20 protein-coding genes are annotated in these 20,768 nt (G+C 65.6%); 8 read left to right on the top strand and 12 right to left on the bottom strand.

Annotated features, from left to right (window positions below; translation table 11 throughout):
• Positions 1-183: 183 nt before the first annotated feature.
• From NL2_RS20265 to NL2_RS20250, 4 genes are all read right to left on the bottom strand, one after another.
• Positions 184-984 (bottom strand): SDR family oxidoreductase, encoded by an 801-nt coding sequence (locus NL2_RS20265; RefSeq protein ID WP_068078416.1) that lies wholly within the window; start codon positions 982-984, stop codon positions 184-186.
• A complete protein-coding gene (locus NL2_RS20260) occupies positions 984-1,994 on the bottom strand; it encodes a quinone oxidoreductase family protein (protein ID WP_245647788.1) in 1,011 nt (336 codons plus the stop codon). Before NL2_RS20260 ends, NL2_RS20265 begins: the two co-directional genes overlap by 1 nt.
• A 150-nt stretch (positions 1,995-2,144) precedes the next feature.
• Positions 2,145-3,308, bottom strand: coding sequence for an acyl-CoA dehydrogenase family protein (locus NL2_RS20255; protein ID WP_068078410.1), 1,164 nt, complete (start codon positions 3,306-3,308; stop codon positions 2,145-2,147).
• 3 nt (positions 3,309-3,311) lie between these two features.
• Positions 3,312-4,034: a GntR family transcriptional regulator gene (locus NL2_RS20250; RefSeq protein ID WP_245647787.1), complete on the bottom strand. Its 723-nt coding sequence runs from the start codon at positions 4,032-4,034 to the stop codon at positions 3,312-3,314.
• A gap of 208 nt (positions 4,035-4,242) precedes the next feature.
• Between NL2_RS20250 and NL2_RS20245 the strand changes: the two genes are divergently transcribed.
• The 6 genes from NL2_RS20245 (at position 4,243) to NL2_RS20220 (ending at position 10,600) form a co-directional block, all read left to right on the top strand.
• On the top strand, positions 4,243-5,511 hold the full coding sequence (locus tag NL2_RS20245) for an alkyl sulfatase dimerization domain-containing protein (RefSeq protein WP_068078403.1): 1,269 nt from the start codon (positions 4,243-4,245) through the stop codon (positions 5,509-5,511).
• A gap of 15 nt (positions 5,512-5,526) precedes the next feature.
• The gene (locus NL2_RS20240) at positions 5,527-6,783 is read left to right on the top strand and encodes a sulfotransferase family protein (protein WP_068078400.1); all 1,257 of its coding nucleotides are present in this window, start codon (positions 5,527-5,529) and stop codon (positions 6,781-6,783) included.
• A gap of 109 nt (positions 6,784-6,892) precedes the next feature.
• Positions 6,893-7,657, top strand: coding sequence for an SDR family oxidoreductase (locus tag NL2_RS20235; protein WP_068078397.1), 765 nt, complete (start codon positions 6,893-6,895; stop codon positions 7,655-7,657).
• A gap of 17 nt (positions 7,658-7,674) precedes the next feature.
• Complete coding sequence (locus NL2_RS20230; RefSeq protein WP_068078394.1) at positions 7,675-8,832, top strand: epoxide hydrolase family protein; 1,158 nt, start codon at positions 7,675-7,677, stop codon at positions 8,830-8,832.
• Between the two features lie 37 nt (positions 8,833-8,869).
• Positions 8,870-9,817: a VOC family protein gene (locus tag NL2_RS20225; protein ID WP_218006135.1), complete on the top strand. Its 948-nt coding sequence runs from the start codon at positions 8,870-8,872 to the stop codon at positions 9,815-9,817.
• 51 nt (positions 9,818-9,868) lie between these two features.
• A complete protein-coding gene (locus NL2_RS20220) occupies positions 9,869-10,600 on the top strand; it encodes an alpha/beta hydrolase (RefSeq protein WP_084356261.1) in 732 nt (243 codons plus the stop codon).
• Positions 10,601-11,250: 650 nt separating this feature from the next.
• Here NL2_RS20220 and NL2_RS20215 read toward each other — a convergent pair.
• Positions 11,251-12,081, bottom strand: coding sequence for an SDR family NAD(P)-dependent oxidoreductase (locus NL2_RS20215; RefSeq protein ID WP_068078388.1), 831 nt, complete (start codon positions 12,079-12,081; stop codon positions 11,251-11,253).
• Positions 12,082-12,219: 138 nt separating this feature from the next.
• On the opposite strand from NL2_RS20215, the gene NL2_RS21545 reads away from it, so the two are divergent.
• On the top strand, positions 12,220-12,420 hold the full coding sequence (locus NL2_RS21545; protein WP_068078386.1) for an SDR family NAD(P)-dependent oxidoreductase: 201 nt from the start codon (positions 12,220-12,222) through the stop codon (positions 12,418-12,420).
• A gap of 4 nt (positions 12,421-12,424) precedes the next feature.
• Here NL2_RS21545 and NL2_RS20205 read toward each other — a convergent pair whose 3' ends face one another.
• The gene (locus tag NL2_RS20205; RefSeq protein WP_169799565.1) at positions 12,425-13,840 is read right to left on the bottom strand and encodes an MFS transporter; all 1,416 of its coding nucleotides are present in this window, start codon (positions 13,838-13,840) and stop codon (positions 12,425-12,427) included.
• Between the two features lie 368 nt (positions 13,841-14,208).
• Here NL2_RS20205 and NL2_RS20200 point away from each other — a divergent pair, with 368 nt between their 5' ends.
• Positions 14,209-16,659 (top strand): TonB-dependent receptor, encoded by a 2,451-nt coding sequence (locus NL2_RS20200; protein WP_068078381.1) that lies wholly within the window; start codon positions 14,209-14,211, stop codon positions 16,657-16,659.
• Positions 16,660-16,793: 134 nt separating this feature from the next.
• On the opposite strand, the gene NL2_RS20195 is transcribed toward NL2_RS20200, so the two are convergent.
• From NL2_RS20195 to NL2_RS20170, 6 genes are all read right to left on the bottom strand, one after another.
• Positions 16,794-17,054 carry a hypothetical protein gene (locus NL2_RS20195; RefSeq protein ID WP_068078379.1) on the bottom strand — a complete coding sequence of 87 codons (261 nt, stop codon included), beginning with the start codon at positions 17,052-17,054 and terminating at the stop codon, positions 16,794-16,796.
• Positions 17,051-17,647, bottom strand: coding sequence for a cytochrome c oxidase subunit 3 (locus tag NL2_RS20190; protein WP_068078374.1), 597 nt, complete (start codon positions 17,645-17,647; stop codon positions 17,051-17,053). Before NL2_RS20190 ends, NL2_RS20195 begins: the two co-directional genes overlap by 4 nt.
• The gene (locus tag NL2_RS20185) at positions 17,644-18,345 is read right to left on the bottom strand and encodes a hypothetical protein (RefSeq protein ID WP_068078371.1); all 702 of its coding nucleotides are present in this window, start codon (positions 18,343-18,345) and stop codon (positions 17,644-17,646) included. Before NL2_RS20185 ends, NL2_RS20190 begins: the two co-directional genes overlap by 4 nt.
• Before the next feature lie 107 nt (positions 18,346-18,452).
• Positions 18,453-19,718: an aromatic ring-hydroxylating oxygenase subunit alpha gene (locus NL2_RS20180; protein WP_068078370.1), complete on the bottom strand. Its 1,266-nt coding sequence runs from the start codon at positions 19,716-19,718 to the stop codon at positions 18,453-18,455.
• 51 nt (positions 19,719-19,769) lie between these two features.
• Positions 19,770-20,117 (bottom strand): hypothetical protein, encoded by a 348-nt coding sequence (locus NL2_RS20175; protein ID WP_068078369.1) that lies wholly within the window; start codon positions 20,115-20,117, stop codon positions 19,770-19,772.
• Positions 20,118-20,176: 59 nt separating this feature from the next.
• Positions 20,177-20,533, bottom strand: a complete 357-nt coding sequence (locus NL2_RS20170) for a hypothetical protein (protein WP_068078368.1) — start codon at positions 20,531-20,533, stop codon at positions 20,177-20,179.
• Positions 20,534-20,768 lie beyond the last annotated feature (235 nt).

Here is a 20,768-nt window from a genome sequence, read left to right as displayed (position 1 = left end):
GACGCCCCCCGGCACACCCACCGGCACACTGGGCACCGCACCCAACTCCGTCATCCCCGAAACCATCCCTGTCATCTCGCCGCGCCAAAACCCTGAATCCGCATGACCCGAACCCGATTGACTAGGGCCCGCCCGCCCCGCGCGGGCCTTTCCGTCGATAGGAGGGGTACAGCGCAGTGCGGGTCAGCCGCAGCCGACGATGCCGCCATCGACCGGAATCTGCGCGCCGGTGACATAGCCGCCACCTTTGCCGCACAGGAACAAGATCACCGCCGCGATGTCGCGCGGACTGCCCAGCCGGCGCAGCGGGATGTGCGACAGCAGCGCAGGATCGACCTGTTCATCGTCGTCGCGCAAGTGCGCGGTCATCTTGGTCGGGAAAAAGCCGGGAATGACCGCGTTGACGGTGATGTTGCGCGCCGCCAGATCGCCGGCCAGATCGCGCGTCATCATGTGCACCGCAGCTTTCGAGGCCGAATAGCTGTAGGCGTGCAGCCGCTCGGTCTTCATCCCCGCGACCGAGCCAATGTTGATGACCCGCGCCGGATCGTCGGGCGTGCCCGCGCCCTCCAGTTCGGGCAGCAGTTCGCGCACCATCGTGAAAGGCGTCTGGACGTTGACTGCCATCACGCTGGGCCAGGCCTTGTCGGGGAACGTGTCGATCTCGCCGCCCCAGGTCTTGCCCGCGTTGTTGATCAGGATATGGCAGGGACCGACCGCCGCGCGATAGCGCTGGACCAGTTCCACTGCCGCTTCGGGCGTGGACAAGTCGGCCGGCAGCGCGATGCACCGGCCCAGCGCCGCCATCTCGGCAGCCGCAGCCTCGCACACGTCGGCCTTGCGCGACGTGATCGCCACGGTCGCGCCGGCGGACAGCAGCCCTTCGGCGATCATCCGGCCCAGGCCTTGCGCGCCGCCGGTGACGAGCGCGGTCTTGCCGGTCAGGTCGAAGAGACCTGCGGACGCGAAGGCTTGGTGCGCCATTACATCACCACCGCGATTTTGCCGAACGAGTGCTTGTCCCTCAAGTGCAGCAGCGCCTCGCGCGCTTCGGCCAGCGGGAACGTCCGCTCGATCACCGGCTTGATCTGATGCTGGTCGGCAAAGCTCAGCATCTCGCGGAAATCGACGATGTCGCCCACCTGGCTGCCGAGCAGCGTGGCGCTCTTGAGGAACAGGTCGGTCGCGTTGAACTTGATGTCGTTGCCTGCGGTCGAACCGTAGATCACGATCCGCCCGCCGGGGTTGATCGCGCGGATGTAGTTGGGCAGGCTGGGGCTGGGCGCGCCATCGAGCACGACATCGACGCCGCCGGTCATCTTGCCGATCTTCTTGCGCCAGTCGGGATCGGTGAACAGCAGGCCGTCCTTCGCCCCCATCAGCCGCGCCTGGTCGAGCACGGCCTCGCTTTCGCCGGTGCAATAGACGTTGGCACCAAGCGCCACGGCGAACGCCAGGCCGAAGGTTGCCACGCCGCCGCCAATGCCCGAAATCAGCAGCGTCTCGCCCGGCTTGAGCTGGCCCTTGAACATGATCGCGCGCCACGACGTGAGCGCGGTGAGCGGCATCGCGCCCGCTTCTTCCCACGTCATGAACGCGGGCTTGGGTGCCAGGTTCTCGACCGGCACGCAGACGTATTCGGCGATCGTGCCGGGGAACGGCATGCCGAGCAGGCCGAAGTCGGCCGCCGGCGTATCGCGGCGCGGGCCCCACTGGCGCGCGGGGTAGAGCACGACTTCATCACCCACACCGGCGCCGGTCACGCCTTCGCCCAGCATGTCGACCACGCCGGCACCGTCGCAGCCCATCACCGAAGGCAGGGTCATGCCCGGGTACTGGCCGTGCGCGATGAACAGTTCGCGGTGGTTGACCGAAGCCGCCTTGATCGCAACGCGGACTTCGCCGGGGCCGGGGGTGGGGATGGCCACGTCCCTGACCGCCACGGCTTCGGGTCCGTCGGTGGATTCGAGCAGCAGCGCCTTCATTGTCGTCATCGTATCGTACCCCGGTTGCGATGACCGGCGGCGCGACTGTTCGGGTCGCGGTGCGCGGTCGTTCGCGTCGCGGTGCGCGGTCCGGCAAATCGCGAAACCTGTCAACCGATAGGCCGGCAGGTTCCGCTAACGGGATCGATTTGCGTGACGTCAATACGAGCGCGGCAGGCCCAGGCTTTCGGCAATGCCGTTGCGCACCATTTCGTTGGTGATCGGGCCGATCCGCCACAGCCGCGAATCGCGCCAGTAGCGCTGCATGTCGGTTTCCGCCGAATAGCCCATGCCGCCCAGGATCTGGATGCCGAGATCGGCGGCCTGGTTGGCGTTTTCCGACGCCATCAGTTTCAGCATGTTGGCTTCGGTGCCGACGTTTTCGCCCCGGCTCTGCTTGTCGGCGCAGTACAGCAGCATCAGTTCGGTAGTGCGCTGCATCGTGGCGATGTCGGCGACATAGTGCTGCAGGATCTGGAACCGGCCGATGATGCCGCCAAACGCCTTGCGCTGTTTCATGTAGTCGATCGCATCTTCCAGCACGCCGTCGATCACGCCCAGGCAGAACGCGCCGACCATGATGCGTTCATTGTTGAGCGTGGGCAGCAGCATGTACCAAGCCTTGTGCGGTTCCCCCAGCACCAGCTCGTCGGGCACGAAGGCGTCCTCGAAGTGGATCGCGCACGATCCCATCGAGCGCATGCCGAGCTTGGCGAGCGGGGTGATCTTCACCCCCGGCGTGGTGGTCGGAACCCAGAACAGGGTCAGGCCCTGGTGCTTCTTTTCGGCGTCCTTGTCGCTGCGCGCGATGACCAGCAGGTAATCGGCGACATGCGCGGAGGAACTCCAGATCTTCTCGCCGTTGATTTTCCAGCCGCCATCGACGCGCTCTGCCGTGGTCGTCATCGCGCCCAGCAGATCGGTGCCGCCGGCCGGTTCGGTAAACGCGATCGCGGCCTTGAGCTCGCCAGCGGCGATCAGCGGCAGGAACTTCCGCTTCTGTTCGTCGCTGCCGTAGAGGCCGATCGACTTCGACCCGGCGAACGAAGTGATGCCCCAGATCCACGCCAGCCCGCCCAGCGAGCGGGCCAGTTCGCGCGCCAGCAGCATCTGCATCATCACGTCGCCGCCCTGGCCGCCGTATTCCTCCGAAATGCCGACGCCGTGAAAACCCGCCTCGGTGAACTTGTCCCACAGCGCGAACGGATAGGCGTGTTCGTCCGCTTCCAGCTTGCGCGCCCATTCCTTGGGCACTTCTGCGTCGACCCAGCGGTGGACCATGTCACGAAACGAACGGTATTCTTCGGGCAGTTCGAAATCCATGGGTCAGTCTCCTGTGGAAGGGGCCGGGGCATCGGCAGGATCGGCCAGCGCGATCATGCGGGCGGCCAGCGAATCGAAATGGGCAAGCGTGGCGTCCCGGTCGCCGCGCTCGATCGCGGCGAGGATGTCTTCGTGCAGGCGCAGGCCCGCCGCGCCGATCGTGCCGCCGCCGCGCAGCAGGATGAACCGCGCGACCAGCGCCAGCCGATCGAGCGTGACGCGCAGCAGTTCGGTATTGGCGGCAGCGGAAATCACGGTGGTGTGGAAGGCATGGCTGGCGCGGATCGCCACCAGCCTGCCGACAGGTCCGATCTCGGCAGCGTCATCGAGGACTCGGCGATAGTTCGCGACATGCATGCGCAAGTCGCGCACTTGTCCGCTGCGCACTTCGGGCAGGCCGCGCACGTACCCCAGCCGCCACAAGTGCGCCTGCACGTCGAGCAAGTCCCGAGTGGCGGGCAGGTCGATCGGCGTCACGCGTTTGTGGCGATGCGCCTCGATTTCCACGAGCCCCTCGGCCTGCAGCACCGCCATGGCCTCGCGCACCGGGGTCGCGCTGACGCCCAGTTGCGCCGCCAGCGCCGTCTCGCGCAGGAACGCGCCGGGTTCGAGCGCGCCGGTCACGATTCCATCGCGCAAGCTGTCGATCACCGCCGCGCGGCGGGTGACAGGCGCGCTGACCGGGTCGAGCGAAAGCGGCATCGTGGGCAGGGGTGCTGGAATCATCGACATGCGCTCCCTCTATCCCGAAACCACGCGATGGCAATAACATTCTATAGAATGTAGAACGGCGGGCCGATCCGCCTCATGGCTGGCAAGCGATAGTCTGGGCGCATGGTGACAAGTGAGCGCGCTTGCCAGACGGCGGCACCATCCTGACGATAGGCGTGAGGACAAGCGGACGCCGTATCGCTGGTTCTGCAAGGAGAGGCGCATGACCCGTTTTCGCACGCTCGATCATCCGATGATGCCCGCCATCGCGTGGATTCCGGATCGCCCGGCCGAATGGCTGAACGACCACATCGCGATGAACCGCGCGACGTCGAACGCCTATCTCATCCCGGGCGACGACGGCGACGTGGTGATCAACACCGGCACGGTCCTGCAGGGCGAGCAGATCCGCAAGAACTTCGAGGCGCTGGTCGGCCGGCCGCTCAAGGTCGTGAAGATCGTGTTCACGCAAAGCCACCCGGACCACACCGGCGGCTGGCAGCATTTCGCCGATGACGGCGTGGACACCGTGGTCCAGCGCAAGTTCGAGCGGATCTGCGCGGAACGCAAGCTGCTCGGCCCGTTCTTCACCCGGCGCAACGCCAAAGTGCTGGCCGCGCTGATCCCGCCGGGCACGACCGGGTCCTACTGGTTCGAAGCGCGCGATCCCGAACCGCTGACCGTGTTCGCCGATACGCACGACATGACCGTTGCGGGCCGCGATTATCTCCTGCTGTCGATCCCGTCGGGCGAGACGCTGGATGCGCTGGCGGTGTGGCTGCCGCAGGAAAAGACGCTGTTCTTCGGCAACTGGGCCGGCGCGATCATGGGCGCCTTCCCCAATTTCTACACCGCGCGCGGCGATCGCGACCGGTCGGTCGTGTTCTGGCTGGAAGAATGCCAGATGATGATCGATCTGGCGCCTGAAATGCTGGTGACCGGGCACGACGATCCGATCGTCGGTGCCGACGCGGTGCGCGCGCACCTGACCAAGCTGCGCGATGCGGTGCAGTACGTCCACGACGAGACCGTGGCCGGGATGAACGAGGGCAAGACCCTGCCCGAACTGATGGCCTCGATCGCGCTGCCGCCGCACCTGGTGACCAACGACGGACGCGGCCCGGTCCGCTGGTATGTGCGGTCCACCTGGGAGGAATATGCCGGCTGGTTCCGGCAGGAACGCACCAGCGAACTGTATGCCACCCCGCCCAGCGCGGTCTGGCCCGAACTGACCGAGCTGGCTGGCGGCGCGGGCGTGCTGGCCGAAACGGCGCGCGCGCACCTTGCCGCCGGTGACCCGGAAAAGGCGCTCCACCTGATCGAGGTGGCGGTCGTCGCCGCGCCGCAGGACCGCGCGGTGCGCGAGACCGAACTCGCCGTGTACGAGGCGCTCGCCGATCGCACCGAAGGCCGCGTGTTCGACGAACTCGGCTGGCTGGAAAGCGCCATCATCGACACCCGCAAGGCGCTCTACGCCGGCGCGGCCGCATAAGAGGGGATCGCTGCCATGTCCGACGTCGCTGAAAAGATCCGCCTCACCGATCTCGCCAACCCGGTGCTCACCGAAATCCAGTCCGGGGCGCTGGCGTATTCGCAAACCCAGCCGGTCACCCTGACATCCGAAGCCGTGCTGGCAGCGGCGCAAGCCGGCACGGGCCTGTCCGATTTCGGCGCGCCCGATTTCCGCGAGCGGCTGGCGGTGTGGATGCACGCGGGCGACACCGACGCCGAGCTGAGCGCCGCCGGGCGCGGCACGCTGTTCAGCGAGGCGGTGCGGCTCGCCTCCAACCGCCTGCAACTGGAAGACACCGTGCGGCGGCACCCTGAAATCCTCGATATCGAGATCGAACGCCCGCTGATCATCGCCGGGTTGCCGCGTTCGGGCACGACGTACACGCTGCAGCTGATGTCGGCCGATCCGCGCCTGCGCTCGCTGCCGCACTGGGAAGCGGTGCGGCCGATCGCGGCACCGTGGATCAAGGACGGCAAGGACACCCGCTATGACACTTGCGCCGCCGAATGGGCGCAGATGGACGCGGTGATGCCCTACATCAAGATGATCCACGAATTTTCGCCCGATCACATCTCCGAGGATATCGAGCTGCAGGGCCTCGATTTCGGCGGATATTACTTCGAATGGATCGCCCACGTCCCCGAATGGCGCGACTACCAGTTCGCGCACGATGCCACCTCGGTCATGCGCTATGTGCGCAAGGCGATGCAGGTGCTCAGCTGGCAAAAAGGCCCCAACCGCTGGGTCAGCAAATGCCCGCAGCATATGGAACAGCTGCTGGCGGTGAAGGGCGCGTTCCCGGATTCGTACATCGTCATCAATCACCGCGATCCGGTCGCCTCGATCCAGTCGGCAATCACCGGCATCGCCTATGGAGCGCGGCTGACGCGCACCCGCGTGGATATGCAGGGCATCGCGGACTACTGGATCGACCGCTACGAACGCCTGCTCCGTGCCTGCGTGCGCGATCGCGACCAGCTCGATCCGGCGCAGTCGTACGATCTCTATTTCCACGAACTGATGGCCGATCCGTTCGGCCAGCTCGAGCGGGTCTATCAGGGGGCGGGCGTCCCGTTCGACGGTCAGACGCGTGACGCGTTCCAGCAGGCGATCGACGCCAACAAGCGCGGCAAGCACGGCCAGCTGGCCTACAACTTGCGCGAGGATTTCGGGATCGAACCCGCCGCGATCCGCGAACGGTTCCAATTCTATTACGACCGCTTTCCCGAGGTGCGGATCGAGGTCAAATAGCCGGCCCCGCCCTGCCCTGCCATAAGGAAGGTTGCCACACCTGTGCCGCCGGGCATGACCGCTCGAAATGTGCCCGCGATGCGCGCGCAGGTAAAATCGTGGAGCGGACATGAGCGGATTGCTATCGGTCGAAGGTAAGACGGCGCTGGTCACCGGTGGCGGCAGCGGCATCGGGCAGATGATTGCGCAAGTGCTGGTGGCGCAAGGTGTCCGCACCTACATCGTCGGCCGCACCCGCGCCACGCTGGAGGCCACCGCGGCCGAACTGTCCGCCACGGGCACCTGCATCGCGCTGCCGGGCGATCTTTCGACCGTTGAGGGCGGCCGCGCCGTCGCCGCCGCGTTCGCCCAGCTCGAACCCAAGCTCGACCTGCTGGTGAACAACGCGGGCACGATGTACGATGCCCCGATCGCGGATTTCACCGAGGAAGGCTGGGACTCGGTGGTTGATCTGAACCTGAAATCGGTGTTTTTCCTGACCCAGGCGCTGTTGCCGCAGCTGCGCGCCGCCGCTTCGGCCGAAACCCATGCGGCGGTGGTCAACATCGGTTCGATCGGCGGGCTGCGCATCGGTCCCAAGGAAAACTACTCGTACCAGGCCGCCAAGGCCGCGCTGCACCACATGTCGGGCGGTCTGGCCAAGCGGCTCGCGGCCGAGAACATCACCGTCAACGCGATTGCCCCGGGCTTCTTCCCGTCGGCGCTGACCCCGGTTGACCAGCCCGAGATTGTCGAGATGATGTCGAACATGGTGCCGCGCAAGCGCATCGGCACGCCCGAGGATATCGGCGGCACCGTGGCCTTCCTCGCCAGCCGTGCGGCCAGCTTCATCACCGGCGCGGTCATTCCGCTCGAAGGCGGCATGGCGCTCTGACCGGCAAGGAATCTTCCGTGAGCGCCGCCATCATCACCCCGTTCGAGGTATCGATCGATCCGGCCGACGTCGCCGACCTGCGGTCGCGGCTGGCGCGCACCCGCTGGGCGGACTGGCTGCCCGATGCAGGCTGGAGCTACGGCACCGACGAGATCTATATCAAGCGGCTGTGTGCGTATTGGCAGGATCGCTTCGATTTCGATGCATTTGCCGCGCGGCTCAATGCCTTCCCGCAGTTCCTGGCCGAAGCGGAGGGCGAACGACTCCATTTCTACCATGCAAGGTCGCCGGTGCCGACCGCGCGCGCGCTGGTGCTGGTCCATGGCTGGCCCGGCTCAGTCGTCGAATTCCTGGACCTGATCGGTCCGCTCACCGACCCGGAAGCGCATGGCGGCAAGGCGGCCGACGCCTTTCACGTCATCGTCCCCTCGCTGCCCGGCTACGGTTTTTCCGGACCCACCCGGCACAAGGACGTCAACACGCGCAAGGCCGGCGCGATGATCGCCGGCGTGATGGAGGCGCTCGGCTATCCGCGCTATTTCCTTCAAGGCGGCGACTGGGGCTCGATCGTGACCAGCACGATGGCGCACGACTATCCGGACAGGATTGCCGCGCTGCATGTCAACATGGCGCCCGGCGGTCCGACCAATCCCGCGATCCCGGTCGATGGGCTGAACGTGGAAGAAGCCGCCGAATACGCCCGGCTGGGCCAGCACATGGCGATGGATTCAGCGTATGCCTTCATCCAGTCCACCCGCCCGCAGTCGCTGGCGGTGGCGATGAACGATTCGCCCGCCGGCCTGGCCGCGTGGATCATCGACAAGTTTTACGCCTGGACCGATCATGGCGGCGATCTCGATGCAGTGTTCGATTTCGACCACCTGCTCGACAATCTCTCGGTCTACTGGTTCACCGGCACCGCCGGGTCCAGCTTTCGGCTGTACCACGAGAACAATGTCCGCACCGCTTATGCCCACGCCGTCGTCGATGTGCCGACGGGCATTGCGCGGTTCGCAGGTGAGCCGTTCCGCTGGCCGCGCTCGCTGGTCGAACAAAGTTATCGCAACGTACAGGATTGGCAGGAACTGCCGCATGGCGGCCATTTTGCCGCGTTCCAGCGTAAAGACGATTTCCTGCGCGTGGTGCGGGGTTTCTTCGGCAGGCAGGTCCTGTAATCTGCCGCGTAAAGGTTAAACCGATGATGAGAGGACAATGACGATGGCCAACTTCGAACCGGCAGGCGGCCCCGCCGTTCACTCGCTGGACCACTTCTGCCTGAGCGTGCCCGATCTGGACGTAGCCCGAACGTTCTATACCGAATTCGGGCTGGACGTGCGCGATGTTGCGGGCGGGCTGGAACTGTACACGTTCGGCAATCCGCACCGCTGGGCCGTCATCCGTCCCGGCGCGCGCAAGAAGCTGGAATATGTCTCGTTCGGTGCGTTCGCAGGCGACATCGAGCGCTTCCGGGAGAAGTTCGCGAACCTCGGCGTCGAAATCATCGACACGCCTGCGATCAGCGAAGCGGGCGGCATCTGGTTCCGCAATCCTGACGGCATGCCGATGCAGTTGGTCGAAGCCGAAAAGTGCTCGCCCGATACCAAGACGCAGTTCCTGACCACTTCGGTCGGTCCGGGCGAATGCGCCGCGATCCCGCGCAGCAAGGCGCCGCTGGTCCGTCCGCGCCGCCTGTCGCACTTCCTCATTTTCACCAGCGACGTGCTGCGCGACATCGCATTTTACGAAAAGGTGCTGGGCCTCAAGCTGTCCGACCGCTCGGCAGACGCGGTGGCGTTCATGCACGGCGTCTATGGCAGCGACCACCACATGCTGGCGCTGGCCGGATCGACCGGGCCGGGGATGCACCATTCGAGCTGGGACGTCGGCACGATCCAGGAAGTCGGCATCGGCGGTTCGCACATGGCCAGCCTGGGCTTCGACAAGGGCTGGGGCCTTGGCCAGCACGTGCTGGGGGCAAACTACTTCCACTACGTGCCCGATCCGTGGGGCAGCTATGCCGAATACAGCTGCGATATCGACTATATTCCGGCGGGGCATGATTGGCCGGCCGGCGATCACCCGGTGGAGGATTCGCTCTACCTGTGGGGTCCGCCACTGCCCGAAAACTTCATCACCAACTTCGAGCTTCAGGACGCCTGAGGCCCTGGTTCGACCACATCCCGATCACGATACAGCAAGGATAGCAGCACGATGGCGACGGTAGTTTTCCTCCACGGCGGGGGCATGGGCGGCTGGGTTTGGGACGAGCTGGCCACCACCTTGCGCGCCGAAGGGCACAAAGTGTTCACGCCCACCTTCACCGGCTTCGGCGAGCGCTCGCACCTCATCAGCCGCGACGTGACGCATGACGTGCACGTCACCGACATCGTCAACGTCCTCACCTTCGAGGACCTGCAAGACGTGGTGCTGGTGGCGTTCAGCTATGGCGGATCGGTCGCGCCGGGCGTGGTCGCGCGCGCGGGCGAGCGGGTGCGCCGCGTGGTCTATCTCGATGGCATCGTGCCTCTCGCCGGCAAAAGCGTGGGCGAGGCGATCGGCTACATGAAGACCGAGGATGCCGCCGGGCTCGATGCGCTGCTCGGCTCGGGCGAGGGCCCCGTCGGCACCGGCGTGGATGAAATGCAGCGCAATGCCGCCAAGGAAAAGCCGTACAAGATGACGCCCGAAAAGCAGGAATGGCTGCTCGCGCGGATGAGCGACATGCCGTTGCGCGGCATGGTCAGTCCGGTCACCCACGGCGGCGAGGCGATTACTACGCCGGTCGATTACCTCGGCATCCTCGGCGACGTGATGGACCCGATGCAGCATGATCGCGCGCGCGCGCTCGGCTGGCATGTCGAGACCGCCGGTCCCGACATCGACCACGCGTTCATCGTCGGCGCGCCCGAACGCGCGCTGGCGTTCCTGCGACCGCGCCTCTGACGCCAAGCTGACCGGGCGCGGGACGGTGACGAGATGACATTGGCTTCAAGCAATCGGGCTGGGGCCGCGCGATGGGCGAATACGCCATCCAGAACTATACTGAGGTCAAGGCCGTGACAGTCAAGCTCTGATCGCGATGGGTCAACGGGGGAGGGGGCGCTGCCAGTGGATGGCGGCGTCCCTTTTTTGGAATTGGACCGTTCGAGAACAAGCGTTTGGGTGGATGACGGCTTGCGCCCACTTGCGGACGTTCCGCAGAGAGGCGATACCACGTAGGTGCGTTGGCTTGCGATCCTCGTCATGGGCGTAGCAGGAGCTTGTTCTCCAGAGCCGAAGTCGATTTTTATCGTTGATGATCCGCAGGAACTTGCTCGAACCGCTACGTTGACGATCTGTGGCTCCAATCAGCCATTACAAAACGCTCCAAAGCGCTTTGCTCTTGCGGTGGGAACACCTTGTGAAGGTGATGGCGCCATTCAAGTTGTTCTTAAGGATGGCTCGAAATTCGGGTGCCGTATCGGGTATGTTACCAAGGGCGCTCCACAAAAGTTTAGGTTCCGGCTCGCGCCGCGCTCATGCGAGCCGACCTTCAAGAGCGTCGGGCCGGTTTCTTGAACGACCGCTGTCCACCAAATTCGGACATCTCACCCTCAATAAGCAGTCCCAACACCAACCGCCCGGTTGCGCTCCATATCCGCCGCGATCTCCGCATTATGGGCTTCGACCACCGCCATGCCGTCCGCACCGCCGACGAGGTAAAGCGGCAGCGTCTCGCCTTCGACCAGCCCGATCATCAGGCGCGCCAGCTTGGCCGGGTCGCCCAGTTCGTTGCCGACGTGCTCTGCCGAGCGTTGCGTCACCTGCCCGCACGGGTAGGCGCCGTAGACGTCGCCCAGCCCGTCGCGGATGGTGTTGGAGCGGGCCGACCAGAAATCGGTGCGGTAGCCGCCCGGCAGGGTCATCATCACGCGCACGCCCAGGGGTGCGAGTTCGGCGTGCAGCGCCTCGGTCAGGCCGACCACCGCGTGCTTCGACGCGGCATAGCCGGCGGTGCCGCCATAGGCGGCCATTCCGGCCATCGACGCCACGTTGATCAGCGTGCCGCGCGTGGCGCGCAAGTGGGGCAGCGCCGCCTGGCACATCGCGACCGTGCCGAAATAATTGACCTCCATGGCGAGGCGGAAGTCGTCGATCGAACACGCCTCGACCACGCCGAACATGCCGACGCCCGCATTGTTCACCACCACGTCGATCCCGCCCAGCCACTCGGCCGCCTCGGCCACGCCGCGCGCGACGCTGGCCGAATCGGTGACGTCGAGCGTGACCAGCCGGGCGTTGGCGGCCCCGGCAAACGCGGGCAGCGGATCGGGGATGCGCCGCACGGTGCCGACAACCTTGTGACCATGCGCCACGACCGCCTCCATCAGCGCTTTGCCAAGGCCGCTCGACACGCCCGTGATCAGCCAGCGCCTGTCCGCCATCGCAAGTTCTCCCGTTCGAATGCTTCGGGCGATCTTGCGCGCGCACATCATCGGCGAAACCCGGCGGGCGACAGGTACGACGGTCCCTACCAGTCCGTACCTCCCGGCCAGCATCGGGGGGAGAGAACTGTGCGGGGATTGAGCGGGAAGATCGCGGTGGTCACGGGCGGCGCGGGGCGGATCGGCCGGGCGGTGGTGTCGCGGCTGGTGGCCGAAGGCGGGCACACCGTGGTCGCCGACATCAACCTGCCCGATGCGCAAGCCGTCGCGGCGCAGTACGGCGACAGGGCCCACGCCATCGCCTTCGACGCGGGCACGCAACATCGGTGCGCGCGCTGAATGGTCAGGTGGCTAGCGGCAGAGGCACCCCGGCGCCGCCTTCGTCGCGCAGCACTTCGGGCGGCAGGTCGCCCGCAACATCGGTCACGCCCAGCGCGGCCAATTCCTTGCGGATCGCATCGTGGCGCGCCGGGGTCAGCCCGAACCGGCTGACGACCAGCGCCGAGGCGATATACAACACGCCCGGCACCACGCCATACAACACCGACACGCCGCGCAGGGCCGCGCCGCTGTTCGTCGGGCTGCCGGCCTTGAACCCGATCAGGTCGAGCGCGAAATAGACGACGCCGATCGACATCGCCTGCCCGAACTTGTGCGTCACCGTCAGCAGCGCGAACAGCATGCCGGTGCGATCCTGCCCCGACGCCAGCCGGTCCTCGTCCGAAACGTCGGCCATCATCGAGCGGGGCAGCATGTCGACCGAGCAGGCCATCGTTCCGCCCAGCAGGCCCATCCCGAAGAAATAGACCATGTTGCCCGGCGGCATCGCCATCATCAGCACCATGTAGGCGGCAAAGCCGCAGCAGCCGATCGCCAGCGCGCGGTGTCGGCCGATGCGGTTGGCGATCATCGACCATACCGGTGCGGTGGCGACGCCGACGACGTAAAACGCCACGAACTGCAGCCCGACATACGCGAACGGCACCTGCTTCAGCATGGTGAAGAAGAACAGGAACACCGCCGCACTGATGCCCAGGCCCAGCCCGACCAGCAATTGCGTGAGCAGCAGCAGCCGGGTGGAGGATAGCCGGAACAGGCCGAGATAGTCGCGCAGCCGGGCGGTGTGCGCCGGTGTCGGCGCATCGCCTTCGCGCACCACCAGCACCGTAACCGCGATCGTCACCGGTACGCTGGCGAGGATGAACCAGCCCATCGTGCGCACGGTGAAGCTGCTGTCGTGCGCGATCCGGTCGGCAAAGAACACCGGCATCGCCATGACCAGGATCTGGCCCAGCGTGTTGCACACCATCCACCAGGCGAACACCCGCGACCGGCCGCGGTAATCCGGCGCGATCGCGGCGCCCATGCCCATCTGCGACAGCACCACCATCGAATAGCCGACATAGGCCAGCACCAGCCCCGCCGACAGATAGAGCGGCCCCACGCCGGGCCGGGCCATGAACAGCATCCAGGTGCCGGCCATCACCAGCGGCCCGCCCAGCAGCAGCCACGGCCGGAACTGGCCCCAGCGGGTGCGGGTGCGGTCCATCAGCCCGCCGACGAATGGATCGAACAGCAGGTCGGCCAACCGCACCACGGTGAAGATGAAGCCCACCATCGCCAGATTGAGCCCGAGCGAATGGGCGAAGAATTCGGGCAGGTAGATGATCAGCGGCAGCGTGAGCGCAGACATCGGCAGCGCGGGCAAGGCCAGTGCAGCGAGCAGGGCGTGGGAAGGGTGCGCAGGGGCTCGGGCCATGGTTCGCTCATCGGTGCAGGCGCAGCTTTTCATCGCCGGCAACATCGTAGCACCGACTGCGCTGCCCGCACCACCTGCCGGGGGGCGGGTACCGCCCACGCACAGTTCAGGCGCGGTTAAGCCTGTGCTGCAGCCGACCCGACACGACGAACAGGACCGTTCTGGCCGAAGCCTTTGTCCCAAGTTGCTCATTTGCAACAGTAATTGAAAATCATGGGCCGCGTGCCGCGCGCACCCGGTTACCCTACCTGACGATAGGAACGCGGCCCGGCGGCACCTCTGTACCGGCGGCCAACTTCGGGCGATCGCCGACCGCCCCGCCATTCAGAGTGCCGCGCCTTGCGCGCCGGCTTTTGGGAGATTTCTACATGAGTGCCAAATTTGCGCAGCTTCTCGCAGGAACGGCGGTGTCCGCCCTGTTGCTCGTTTCGGGCACCGCGCGCGCCGCCGATGATGTACCGGCCCCGCAGGCTGCCGCAGACACCTCGGCCGCGCCGCAAGCCGATGACGCGACCGCCGCTTCGCCCGACATCGTCGTCACCGCACGCCGTCGCGACGAACGCCTGCAGGATGTCCCGGTCTCGGTCGTGGCGTTCTCCGGCGCCGCGCTGGAGCGCAGCAGCGTCCAGACGATCGCCGATATCCGCACGATCACGCCCGGCCTGACGTTTTCGTCCGAAGGCGGCAAGGACAACACCGCCGTCACGCTGCGCGGCATCGGCCAGATCCCGACCGGCGAAGTGACCCCCGGCGTGGTGACCTATTTCGCCAACGTGCCGCTGGCCTCGCTCGGTTCGAACGTGCCGACCTACGACATCGGCAGCGTCCAGGTGCTCAAGGGCCCGCAAGGCACGCTGTTCGGCCGCAACACGCTGGGCGGCGCAGTGCTGATCACCCCGCAAGGTCCGAAGCAGGATTTCGGCGGCTATGTGCAGGGCACCTACGGCAACTTCAATTATCATGAAGTGCAGGGCGCGCTGAACCTTCCGGTCATCCCGGACGTGCTGTCGATCCGCATCGCCGGGCAAATCCGCCGCTCCGATCCGCTGATCTATTCGATCAACGGCGGCAACGGCTTCAACAACATCCATCAGGACAGCGCCCGCGCCTCGATCCTGTTCACGCCCAACAGCTGGCTCAAGAACACCACCGTGGTCGATTACTTCAAGGCGAAGGAATCGGCATCGGGCTATTACCTGCTGCGCCAGAACTTCAGCTTCGTGAACCTGTTCGCCCCGTCGCTGGGCCCGGTCGCAGGCGGGCTGGTCGGCGGCGCACTCGATGCGCAGACTGCCGGGTATCTTGCCCTGCAGCGCCAGAACTTCTTCGGCGCATTCACCGACAGCGCCGGATCGGGCCGCGCCGATCGCCGCGCCTTCGGCATCTCGAACGATACCTCGGCCTCGTTCGGCGCGTTCACGCTGCGCAACATCTTCGGTTTCCGCAAGAACCGCAGCGACCAGCTGATCAACACCGCCGCGCTCGGGCCAACGGCGCTGCCCGGCGCATTGTTCGCCAGCCCGGTCGATGTGCCGTTCACGGTGTTCCACGCCGCCGCGCTGATCCAGCGCCAGTACCTGACCGACGAAGTCCAGTTCCTGGGCAATTTCGACAAGTTCAACTTCATCGTCGGCGGCTTCTACAGCCATGATACGCCCGATGGCCCTTCGGGTTCGACGTTCGAAGCGTTCGTCACCCCCGGCGCGCCGGCATCGGTGGTGACCGCCAACGTGCGCAACACCAACTACGCCGCGTTCGGTCAGCTGACCTACAAGCTGAGCGACAGCGTCTCGGTCAACGCCGGCGCGCGGTACAGCTGGGATCGCGTTTCGGCGTGCGGCGGCACGATCGGCACGACGTATGCGTCCGATGCCACCTGCCGCACCATCGCCGCAAAGGGCCTGGCCGACGGCGTGGGCATCGTCACCAACCGGGGGTCGGCGCCCAGCTGGACGCTGGGGATCGACTGGAAGGCGGCGCCGAACCTGCTGCTCTACGCGGTCACGCGGCGCGGCTATCGCGGTGTCAACATCAACACCCCGCTGTTCGAAACCCGCTTCACCACCGGCGGCAGCGATCCGACCTGCGGCTTCGGCAGCGGGCAGTGCGTGGACCTGCGCCCGTTCCAGAAGACGGGCAAGGAAACGCTGACCGACGTCGAAGTGGGCGAAAAGTGGTCGTTCGATATTTCGGGCGCCACCGGTCACATCAACGCGGCCGCGTATTACAGCAAGTACAAGAACGCGCTGCAGTTCCTCAACGCGCAGGCGATCGTGCCGTCGAACGCGCCGGACAATCCCACCAACGCCTCGTTCGGGGTCAATGCCGCCGATCTTTCGATCTATGGCGTGGAACTCGATGCGGCGGTCAGCCCCAGCCGCAACCTGACGATCTCGTTCAACGGTGCCTATACGCACATCAAGGTGGACAAGGTCACGCTGCCCGCCGTCACCGGCATCTCGTTCACCGCGAACGACGTGAACCGGTATTCGCCGACGTTCTCGGGCACGTTCGGTGCCAGCTGGACGCTGCCGGTGCACCCGGCCGATGGCGATCTGGTGCTGAACGGCGATGTCTTCATGACCGCCGATTTCGGTGGCCAGTACGGCGAGAAGCTGCCCGGCTACGATCTGGTCAACATGCGGCTCGACTGGAAGAACATCGCGCACAGCGGGCTCGACCTGGGCGTGTTCGCGCGCAACCTGGTCAATGCGAAGTACTTTGCCGCGCCGGACGTGTTGCTCAAGAGCTTCCCGGTCAATTCGGTCGCGGTGGGTGATCCGCGCACTTATGGCGTGGTGGCCCGGTACACGTTCTGAGGCATCGCTTGCATCCTGTGCCCGGCCGGAAACGGTCGGGCACAGGATCGCGGCCCCCCACAGTCGCCGGAATACGCGCCGCACGCCGATGCGACGCCGACGTTGTCATGGTATGGGCGACACGTCCGTCGCGTTCATGCTGCCAGCAGATACGTAACCGCGAGCAGCGCGGTCCCCAGGACCAGCACCCACGCCTGGAACAGCGCGCGCAGGATCAGCGGCGCGGCGCGGATCTCCATGAATTCGCGCCCCACGATCCAGGCCTTGGTCAGCCCGATCACGATCACGATCGCACCTGCCGCCCTCGTTCCGAACAGCGAGGATTCGAACGACAGCACGCTGACCGCCACCAGCACCAGCCAGAACAGCGTCAGGCGTTTCGATACCGCGGTCATGCCGGGCCTGCGTGGCGCAACAGGTAGACGAGCGCGAAGATCATCACCCACAGCAGATCGACCAGGTGCCAGAACACCGCGCTGCCCTCCAGCGTGGCGGGCGATCCCGACCAGGCGCCATTGGTGTCGCAGCGCGTGGCGAGCCAGGTCAGCACGCCCAGCCCGATCAGGACGTGGAGCAGGTGGATGCCGGTGTACATGAAGTAGAACGTGAAGAAGCTGCTGCTGTTCAGCGTGTCGCCTGCGCCGATGTGTCCGCCCCATTCCACCACTTTCACGCCGACAAAGGCGACCCCGAGCGCCATCGCCGCCAGGATCATCTGCCGCACGCCCGACGATCCGCGCCGTGCGGCGATCACGGCGTGCGCGATGCACCATGAACTCGACAGCAGCAGCACGGTGTTCAACAGGCCCAGCCCGCGATCGAGTTTCGCCTGCGACACGCTCATCGTCACGTCGGTTGCCAGGTTCACGGCGTACGTGACGAACAGGATGCCGAACACCAGCAGGTCGCCGAAGATCAGCACCCACAAGCCGGGCTCTCCGGGGATATGCCCCCGGAGAGCCTCGCTACGATTGTCGGCTGCGGTCACGGCTGGTCGTCGAGCAATGCGTTTCGCTTGATCGCCGACAGCAGGATCAGCTGCGTGGCCGTGATCCAGACCCCGAATACCACGGCGGGTATCCAGAAAGCGGCAATGCCGTTCCACGCGAACGGCCCCATCTTGAACAGGCCGACCACCGCGCCCGGCGCGCTGAGGATGCCGACCCAGATGTTGAGATAGCCGTACCAGCGCGGCAGGATCGGCTTGGGCCGGTCATCCTGCAGGATGATCGCGCCGGTCGCCAAGTATTGCGTCGTGCCGGGTATCGCCGGGATCACCAGCAGGAACATCCCCAGATCGCTCCACGCGCGGATCATTTCGTTCGACGCATCGGGCCGGAAAGCCGCCATGGTGAATGCCAGCCCGCACAGGAACACCGTGACCTGGCCATAGGTGAACACCAGCGCGGTCACCGTCGTCCACAGCGGAATGCCCCGCTCGATCTTCTTCAGGAACATCAGGATCACGGCGATGAACGGCCACACGATCGCCGAAGCCGTCATCAACAGGATGCCGCCGACCAGAAATCCGGTCTGATGGCTGCGGATATGCGCTGCGACTTCGGCCGCGCCCAGGTTCGGGCTGTACGGCGGAAAGATATGCATCAGCGGCCACAGTGCGACGAAGAACAATGTCCCCCATATCGGCCCGGCGAAAACGCCCAACCGCAATGCTCCCTGTCTCATAGTCCACTTCTCCCGTTGTCAGACCTTGTTGCCACCATTCATGCACAACCCGGGGACGGACTGAACATACCTGAAGACAGGGCGCGGTTCGGCGAGGGTGACGGCGCTTATTCGGCGGCTTCGGCCTGCGTTGGGACCTTCGTCAGCCCGCCGCCCGCGAGATAGGCTTCGTAGTCGCGCGTGAACATGCGCAGCAGCGGTTCGTTCTGGCCGAACTGCTGGTATGTCTTGCCGCCCGATTCAAAGCCGATCTGCTGCAGGCGCGACATCGCCATGTCCTCGACCACCACGTCGCGCGTCGCCGCCAGCGTGCTGGCCATGGCGTATTCCTCGCGCAGCGTGCGCGGCGCATGGCGGCTGTAGATCCGCACTTCGGTGCGCATCCGGCCTGCAGAAATCGGCCAGAACTGGTAGAACAGATACCCGTTCGCCAGCGGCTGGATCGAGATGTTCGGGAAGATCGTGATCGTCTCGGTGCCGAAGTTGGGAACCTTGATCCGGTTGATCCCGGGGTGTTCGTAGAACCCGGCGCGCCCTTCCTCGATCGCCGCGATATCGGGCGCGGACGTCGGCAGCATCTGCGCATAGACCCAGGTCAGCGCCGGCGCCTGCGGATCGTAGTCGAAATTGCGCTGCACCGTGCCCGCGCTGTGCGGCCCGAACTGCTTGACGTCGAGATAGTGGAGGTGCGGATTTTCGCGTGGCACCACCGCCGCGCGCAGCGTCTTGCTGTGCAGGATCGCCACATGATAGCCCTCGTTGAAGGCATTGACGAGGTTCTTCCAGTTGCAGTCGATCTCGTCGGTAACGCGGATGCTGAACGGGAACTGCTCGAACGGCGCACCTTCCAGCATCACGTCGATCCCGGCGAGGAATTCGGGCAGCGTGACCTCGGGCTCGTCGGCAAAGTTGAGGAAGATGAACCCGGCCCAGCTGTCGAGGTGAATGCGGGCAAGGCCGTTGGTTGCCTTGTCGACATGCGGGAAATCCTGCTCGGCCGGGATCGCGCGCAGCGAACCGTCGATGCCGTACGTCCACGCGTGATACGGGCAGCGGAACGTCAGCGCGTTGCCCCGCTCATGGCAGACCAGCGCGACGCCGCGATGCGAACAGGCGTTATGGAACGCGCGCACTTCGCCGTCCTTGCCCCGCGCGATGATCACGCTGGCCTTCAGCGTCGGCATCTCGCGCACGATGAAATCACCCGGCTCGGGCAGTTCATCGACGCGGCCGACCATCAGCCAGGCGCGGCGGAAAATCATGTCCTGCTCGCGGCGGAAATATTCGGGCGACGTGTAGTACTCCGTCGGCACCCGGTCGTTCTCGAGCCCCAGATCGCGGGCTTTGGTCATGTGTTCGGTGATGTCTGTCATGTCACTTGCGGCACCCGTTTGGCGGGTGCCCTCTCCCGGCTGCGGACCTGATCAATGCGGCTGATAGCCGGCCCATTCCATGTTGACGCTATGCGGAAACGGCGCATGGGGCACGCGCGGCTGGCCGAAGATTTCGACCGCCTGGCTCGCCTCGGTCAGCCCCAGCACCACGCGGAACAGCAGCGCCTCCGCTTCGGGCAGCGCCGCAGGATCGAACGTGTCGAGATGGACGAACACCTCCTCCAGACGCGGCGCCAGCGCCGCATGGAACGCTTCCAGCTCGCCCTGGGCCAGTTCCTGGCGCTTCAGATAGCGTTCGTCCTGCGACCTCAGGCCGCCCCAGGTGGCAACGAACGGTTCAAGGAACGCGAACTGTTCGGGCAGTGATACGTGGCTCATGACAACAGTTTCCGTTATGCTTGACCGGCTGCCCTCCGCCGCTGTGAAGGCACGCGCATTCAGCGGTGTTCGCTCCACTGGATCGCCATCTTGTGCGGGAACGGGGCGTAAGGCGTGCACGGCTGGTTGAACACTTCGATCGCCATCGCCGCCTCGGTCAGCCCCAGTGTGGTGCGATACAGCAGCGCCTCGGGTTCGGGCAGCGCGTCCATCGGAAACGTGTCGAGATGATCGAAAATCTCGTTCAGGCGGGGCGCCGTGGCATCGTAGAACGCCTTCAGTTCCTTCATCGTGCAGTGCTGGCGTTGCAGGTAGCGTTCTTCCTGCGAAGCCAGCTTGCCCCACACCGCCGCGAACGGGGCCAGGTTCTCGAAACCGGCAGGCAAGGTCAGCGTATCGGTCAGCGTATCGGTCATCTGGCGCGCGCTCCCAAGCAGGGTCGGCTGAACCGGCCCGCAACATCCAATTGTCACCGACGAGGGCGGCCTGACAGGTTCCGCTTCGCGCGCCGGTGGTGATCCCTGCGGCTTATGCACGATCGCCCATGGAATTCGAAGGCGGATTCCTTGACGCGGCGTCCAGCGCCCCTCGCTCCGCGCAAATATGGCGCGGCCCTGGTGGAGCCGCGCCTGCTTTCATTCGGTTAGTGCC

The organism is Novosphingobium lentum NBRC 107847 (genome assembly GCF_001590965.1).
GTDB lineage: Bacteria > Pseudomonadota > Alphaproteobacteria > Sphingomonadales > Sphingomonadaceae > Novosphingobium > Novosphingobium lentum.
Note: the sequence above shows the minus strand (reverse complement) of the source record. Positions and strands in the feature narration are given on the sequence as shown.

Coding starts and splice junctions, on each gene's coding strand:
- NL2_RS20175 (WP_068078369.1), bottom strand. CDS start 20,117: ATGAGCCACGTATCACTGCCCGAACAGTTCGCGTTCCTTGAACCGTTC.
- NL2_RS20220 (WP_084356261.1), top strand. CDS start 9,869: ATGGCGACGGTAGTTTTCCTCCACGGCGGGGGCATGGGCGGCTGGGTT.
- NL2_RS20235 (WP_068078397.1), top strand. CDS start 6,893: ATGAGCGGATTGCTATCGGTCGAAGGTAAGACGGCGCTGGTCACCGGT.
- NL2_RS20170 (WP_068078368.1), bottom strand. CDS start 20,533: ATGACCGATACGCTGACCGATACGCTGACCTTGCCTGCCGGTTTCGAG.
- NL2_RS20185 (WP_068078371.1), bottom strand. CDS start 18,345: ATGAGACAGGGAGCATTGCGGTTGGGCGTTTTCGCCGGGCCGATATGG.
- NL2_RS20215 (WP_068078388.1), bottom strand. CDS start 12,081: ATGGCGGACAGGCGCTGGCTGATCACGGGCGTGTCGAGCGGCCTTGGC.
- NL2_RS20255 (WP_068078410.1), bottom strand. CDS start 3,308: ATGGATTTCGAACTGCCCGAAGAATACCGTTCGTTTCGTGACATGGTC.
- NL2_RS20205 (WP_169799565.1), bottom strand. CDS start 13,840: ATGGCCCGAGCCCCTGCGCACCCTTCCCACGCCCTGCTCGCTGCACTG.
- NL2_RS20245 (WP_068078403.1), top strand. CDS start 4,243: ATGACCCGTTTTCGCACGCTCGATCATCCGATGATGCCCGCCATCGCG.
- NL2_RS20225 (WP_218006135.1), top strand. CDS start 8,870: ATGACGATGGCCAACTTCGAACCGGCAGGCGGCCCCGCCGTTCACTCG.
- NL2_RS20180 (WP_068078370.1), bottom strand. CDS start 19,718: ATGACAGACATCACCGAACACATGACCAAAGCCCGCGATCTGGGGCTC.
- NL2_RS20195 (WP_068078379.1), bottom strand. CDS start 17,054: ATGACCGCGGTATCGAAACGCCTGACGCTGTTCTGGCTGGTGCTGGTG.
- NL2_RS20265 (WP_068078416.1), bottom strand. CDS start 984: ATGGCGCACCAAGCCTTCGCGTCCGCAGGTCTCTTCGACCTGACCGGC.
- NL2_RS20250 (WP_245647787.1), bottom strand. CDS start 4,034: ATGATTCCAGCACCCCTGCCCACGATGCCGCTTTCGCTCGACCCGGTC.
- NL2_RS20260 (WP_245647788.1), bottom strand. CDS start 1,994: ATGACGACAATGAAGGCGCTGCTGCTCGAATCCACCGACGGACCCGAA.
- NL2_RS20240 (WP_068078400.1), top strand. CDS start 5,527: ATGTCCGACGTCGCTGAAAAGATCCGCCTCACCGATCTCGCCAACCCG.
- NL2_RS20200 (WP_068078381.1), top strand. CDS start 14,209: ATGAGTGCCAAATTTGCGCAGCTTCTCGCAGGAACGGCGGTGTCCGCC.